Source organism: Nocardia sp. NPDC004260 (genome assembly GCF_053603155.1).
Genome location: NZ_JBSGEZ010000165.1, coordinates 1 through 5,230 on the forward strand (window position 1 = coordinate 1; position 5,230 = coordinate 5,230).

Sequence of the window (5,230 nt, forward strand, 5' to 3'; positions counted from 1 at the left end):
CGGTGCTGTCGTTCTTCCGACGCATCCAGAAACTCCCCGGCCATGTCCGCGGCTACTTCCATGCCCCACACACCGTTTACGCTTCAACCATTTAGTTCCGGGTCAATATAAGCGGCATATCCGACCAGGTCGTCGGTGAGGCATCTTGGCAGTGTCGACCTCATGCAGCTGTGCGGGATGATGCGCGGGGTGATCCAGTCACATATGGGCGGACGAGCCCCGGCGGGCGATCGAACCGAGGCACACTATCGGTGGATCTTGCGGGCGGCCCGGCGCTTGGAGAGTCCCTTTACAGCGCTGCCGAGCGTCCGGATCGGAGCAGGCCCGCGCTTTTCACTGGGCTGTGACAGTGCCTCGCCGAGCTTCCGTTCCGCCTCAGGCTCAGGGGTCGATCTCATCTATCGCCGTCTGTCGCACCGCTTCAGGGGCGGTCCGAGATCAAAAGATCCTTGCCGTCTCGGTTACTCACGGCGGTAAAGCTCAGTCAGCGAGACTATCTCGTACCGGACATGTATATGCCGCAGTACCTACCTACGGCGGAATCAGTATCCACAGTCGTACTACCGATGGCGTCGATCATGCGATGCCCGAGACTGAAGCCGAGTTGACAGCCACTTTCCTGCGATTATTGCGGAAGCAAGAAAGCGTCCTGAGGAGTGCCCACACAAGGTAGACCACGCCGCGGTCCATCACCGGATGCCGCCTGGAGCAGTATAAGGTCCGGCAATTCAGCCAGGGCTCGGCCGGTGGAGCGGCACCGCATCAATAGCACCGAAAACCTGTCATCGTCGTTTTGTCAGAAACCGACCAATGAGGACGACAACAATGAAGTCACAAGCAGCAGTTCTGTGGGAACCTGGCGCACCATGGCAAATTGAAGAACTCGAACTCGATCTGCCTAAATATGGCGAAGTTCAGGTCGAGCTTGCCGCATCAGGCCTCTGCCACTCCGATGAGCACGTGCGCGACGGCAGCGTTCCGGTGGGTTTCTATCCATTTATCGGCGGCCATGAAGGTGCGGGTACAGTGACCGCCATCGGTGACGGGGTCACCGAACTCGCAGTAGGCGATCATGTAGCGCTCGGGTTCATCCCCGCCTGCGGACGGTGTCGACCATGCGCCAATGGGCAGTCCAGTATTTGCGATTTGGGCGCCCATTTGCTCACCGGCTACCAGGTATCCGACGGTACTGCACGCCATCACGTGCGGGGCATGGACGCTGGCATCTTTTGCCTTCTCGGCACATTTGCTCCGCATACCGTTGTAAACCAGGCGTCTTGTGTGAAAATTACCAAGGACGTTCCACTTGACAAGGCTGCTCTTGTCGGCTGTGGTGTCACTACCGGCTGGGGATCATCGGTTTATGCCGCAGGTGTGTCCGCAGGCGAGACCGTCGTAATACTCGGGATGGGCGGTGTAGGGTGTGGCGCTGTACAGGGCGCAGCTCTCAGCGGGGCCCGTTACGTCGTTCTCGTGGACCCTTCACCGGCCAAACGGGCGCAAGCAAAAATCTTTGGCGCGACCCATGCCGTGGCGTCCGTCGATGAGGCATTTCCTCTGCTTCAGGAACTTACATGGGGTTATATGGCCGACAAGGTGCTGATCGCCGTAGGTGTCGCCGACGGTACGTTGATCGGCCAGGCGATGACCCTCGTTGCGAAAGGCGGGGTGTGCGTGAATGTTTCGGTAGGAGGGGATCTGCAGTCCACCGATGTATCACTGAGCTTGTTCGACCTGACAGCGATGCGCAAGACGCTGACGGGTGCCTGGTTCGGCAATGCGAACATCCGTTTCGATATCCCACATCTGTTGCGGTTGTACATGGAAGGGCATCTCAAACTTGACGAGATGATCACTCGAACTTACTCGATTGACGAGGTGAACCATGGGTACGAAGCTATGCGCAACGCTGAAAATATAAAAGGCCTGATCGTCTACTGACACCCAGTCGCGGGCCTGTTCCTGCAATGCGGTCAACCCAGGGCGGGCAAGGCGCGACTGCCCAGTGCCGATAAATTCGTCTGCTTGCGGTGCGCAGGCCCCCAGGGCGCACTTGTTCGTGCGGTTAGCGCAGACCCCTCAACCGCCGCGGTCGGGGGCCCTCACGCAAAACGCATCCCGCCATAGCGATCCGCTCGGAAGGGCACCGGCTCCTGTCATGGCCTGCCAGCACGCCCGCGTAGACAGTCGCCACAGTCCGGGTTCGATCGAGGCATCCGAAGCCGGCGAACACATAATGAGCGTGGGTGAAATAGAGTTGCGCCTTGTCGTCATCCTAGTGTCAGCGGTGCCAGGCGAATGCAATACCACATCGATCACGAATCGGAAAAGTGATAACAGAAAGTCCGAGCAACAGCCATTTCATACCGCCGCGCTAAAGAGCATGCATATTTCAATGGATCAACCTAGCGCGACGGGAGTGCGCAAGCGCCAAAATGCCGAGTATCGTAGCAATCAGCCCGAGCACCAGAGCCACGAAACCACCTACTATTCCGTAGCCGGTGCCAGGGCCCCCCTTGGCGGCAGCCACCACAATCCCACCCAGAATTATGCCCGTCAGTCCCGCCGTCAATCCCACCACAGCACCCTTCTTGCCACTGCCCTTGCCGGTTCGACCGGCGGACCGCGCCAAGGCCAGCCCGCCGATAACTACTCCAGCTAGTGCGACCAGCGCTGCCGCAGTGCCCAAAAGCCGACCAGGGGTCAAGGTATGGGCGTCTACGGTGGCCGGCTCGGTTGCGGCGTGCGCAAGCACCGGAGTGACCAGCGAGACACTGCCGAACGAGGCTGCTATGACACCGAGTGCGCGACGATTGAACATGAGGTGCTCCTTGCATATTCGAATTACTTCGCTTGATCCTGTCCGATGGACCCGCCGACGGTCGTCGTCCGATCGCGGGCATTTGGCACTGCCGTGCCCAGCGCAGCACGCTGCTGCGGATGTCGTAGCAGAACTGCTGGAATACTGCGCGTGCAGTAGACGGAAGTTCATTCATGCGCTGGTGTCACCGGGACGAGACGCCAGTTAGGGTGCTCGCATGAGCAGGACACGGACCATGGAATTGGCGATTGCCGTCGGGGTGGCCGCGATCCTTTTGTCCACCGGTCTTTCTCGCCAGCACTCTGGCACGAATCTCAGCCCGATGGGCTACGGGCTACTCGTCATCGGCGGGCTGGCTCTGGTCGCCCGCCGCTGGGCCCCGGTCACTGTGCTGGTCGTGACGGGGACCTGCGCGCTGGGTTACCAAGCCGCCGGTTTCGACGTGCCGGCCGTCGCGTATCTATTTGCGGTGTATACCGCTGTGCGGGCGGGACATCGGGCGATCACGGTGGCGATGTCGGCGATCCTGCTGGCCGGTCTGCCGATCGCGGCCCTTGCTTCCCTGCACGACAGCAGCGCGGCGTTCGCGCAGGCCAGAGGAGCGCTTGAGCTGGCTTGGTTGATCGCGGCCGGCGCGGCTGGGGAAGCACTGCGACAAGCCGAGCGGCGTGCCGACGAAGCCGAGCGCACCCGCGAGGAGACCGCGCGGCGGCGCGCCGGCGAGGAGCGGCTGCACATCGCGCGCGAACTGCACGACTCTCTCACGCATCAGATTTCGGTCATCAAACTGCAGGCGGAGGTCGCCGTCCATCTGGCCCACAAGCGCGGCGAACCTGTACCCGAGTCCCTGCTGGCGATCCGCGAAGCCGGTCGCGAGGCGGCACGGGAACTGCGGGCGACGCTGCAAGCGCTGCGTGATGACAGCGAACCTCCCGGACACGGGCTCGACAACGTCCCGGCCCTGGTGCAACGATCCCGTGCAACCGGTTTGAACGCCGAATTGACCATCGAAGGGCAACGACAGGACGTGCCTGCCGCGGTCGACCGGACCGCTTACCGGATCGTCCAGGAATCGCTGACCAACATCGCTCGGCACGCAGGTGCGGCGAAGGCGTCGATCCGGATCGACTACCGCAGCGACGCCGTCATCATACAAGTCGACGACGACGGGAAAGCCACACCCGGCGCCGCTTTGATGCCGGGCGTGGGGTTGCTCGGCATGCAGGAGCGAGTCACCGCCCTCGGCGGGCGACTACTGGCGGCCCCGCGCAGCGCCGGCGGGTTCACTGTCCACGCCGAACTTCCCGTGGCCCGGACGCCATGATCCGTGTCCTGCTGGTCGACGACCAGCCACTCATCCGCAGTGGATTCCGTGCGCTTCTGGACGCCGAGTACGACATCGAGGTGGTGTCCGAGGCAGCCGATGGTCGCGAAGGGCTGGCGATGGCCAGGCAACATCTGCCCGACGTCGCGCTCATCGATATCCAGATGCCAGTCGCCGACGGCATCGAAACGACACAGCGCATCGCCGCGGACCCCGCCCTGGCGGGAGTACACGTGGTCATCCTGACCAACTACGGCTTGGACCACTACGTCTTCGACGCGCTACGCGCCGGAGCGGCCGGATTTCTTGTTAAAGATATCCAACCAGAAGACTTTCTCCACGCTGTACGCGTCGCCGCGCGAGGCGACGCCCTCCTCGCTCCCTCAATCACCCGCCGACTGATCAACCAGTACGTCACCCACCCGCTGTCGACCGTCAACGGCACGGCGCTGAAAGAACTCACCGACCGCGAACGCGAAGCCGTCATGTTGGTCGCGCAGGGCCTCTCCAACGACCAGATCGCCGACCGTATGACGATCAGCCCGCTCACCGCCAAAACCCACGTCAACCGAGCCATGACGAAGCTACATGCCCGCGATCGCGCCCAACTCGTGGTCTTCGCCTACGAATCCGGCCTGGTGAGTCCAACGACGAGACACTAGGGCTACTCGATCGGTGAAAAGATGGTCGACACTGCTGGTCGCGACGATTTTTCGGGCGACATTGGAAGCCGGTCGGCGACTAATTAGTGTGCGCCGAGGCTGTGCCCGGTTCGTCGAGTCAGGGGATCGTGTTGTGGAAACCGACGACCCACCGACACCGAATGGGACGAGTTCCTTGGCCACTTTGAACGCCGCAAACTCGTCCTCAGCGACTGCGGCCGCGCCTGGGGAACCAGTTGTGTCCACGAACACAGTTGCGTCCGCTGCCCGCTTCTGCGAATCGATCCCGCCCAGCGACAACGCCTCGTCGAGATGCGTGACGACTTAGTACTGCAACGACAGGTTGTGATTGGGGTGTTGGGCTGGTAGTTGGTGTGGTTGTGGTGGTGGAGAGGGCGGTTGGGTGGTCGGCGGGTTTCGAGG

4 protein-coding genes are annotated in these 5,230 nt (G+C 61.9%); 3 read left to right on the forward strand and 1 reads right to left on the reverse strand.

Annotation, left to right across the window (positions count from 1 at the left end):
* Nucleotides 1-825 precede the first annotated feature (825 nt).
* Nucleotides 826-1,941: an NDMA-dependent alcohol dehydrogenase gene (locus ACWEO7_RS37930; protein ID WP_452430490.1), complete on the forward strand. Its 1,116-nt coding sequence runs from the start codon at nucleotides 826-828 to the stop codon at nucleotides 1,939-1,941.
* Between the two features lie 451 nt (nucleotides 1,942-2,392).
* Here the strand turns inward: ACWEO7_RS37930 and ACWEO7_RS37935 are convergent, their stop codons facing one another.
* Entirely contained in the window at nucleotides 2,393-2,821 is a 429-nt protein-coding gene (locus ACWEO7_RS37935) for a DUF6223 family protein (protein ID WP_452430491.1), read from the reverse strand.
* A 217-nt stretch (nucleotides 2,822-3,038) separates the two neighbouring features.
* Here ACWEO7_RS37935 and ACWEO7_RS37940 point away from each other — a divergent pair, with 217 nt between their 5' ends.
* Both ACWEO7_RS37940 and ACWEO7_RS37945 read left to right on the forward strand, forming a co-directional pair.
* Nucleotides 3,039-4,145: a sensor histidine kinase gene (locus ACWEO7_RS37940; protein WP_452430493.1), complete on the forward strand. Its 1,107-nt coding sequence runs from the start codon at nucleotides 3,039-3,041 to the stop codon at nucleotides 4,143-4,145.
* Nucleotides 4,142-4,807, forward strand: a complete 666-nt coding sequence (locus tag ACWEO7_RS37945; protein WP_452430495.1) for a response regulator — start codon at nucleotides 4,142-4,144, stop codon at nucleotides 4,805-4,807. The genes ACWEO7_RS37940 and ACWEO7_RS37945 overlap by 4 nt, the downstream gene beginning before the upstream one ends.
* The last annotated feature ends 423 nt before the right edge of the window (nucleotides 4,808-5,230 follow it).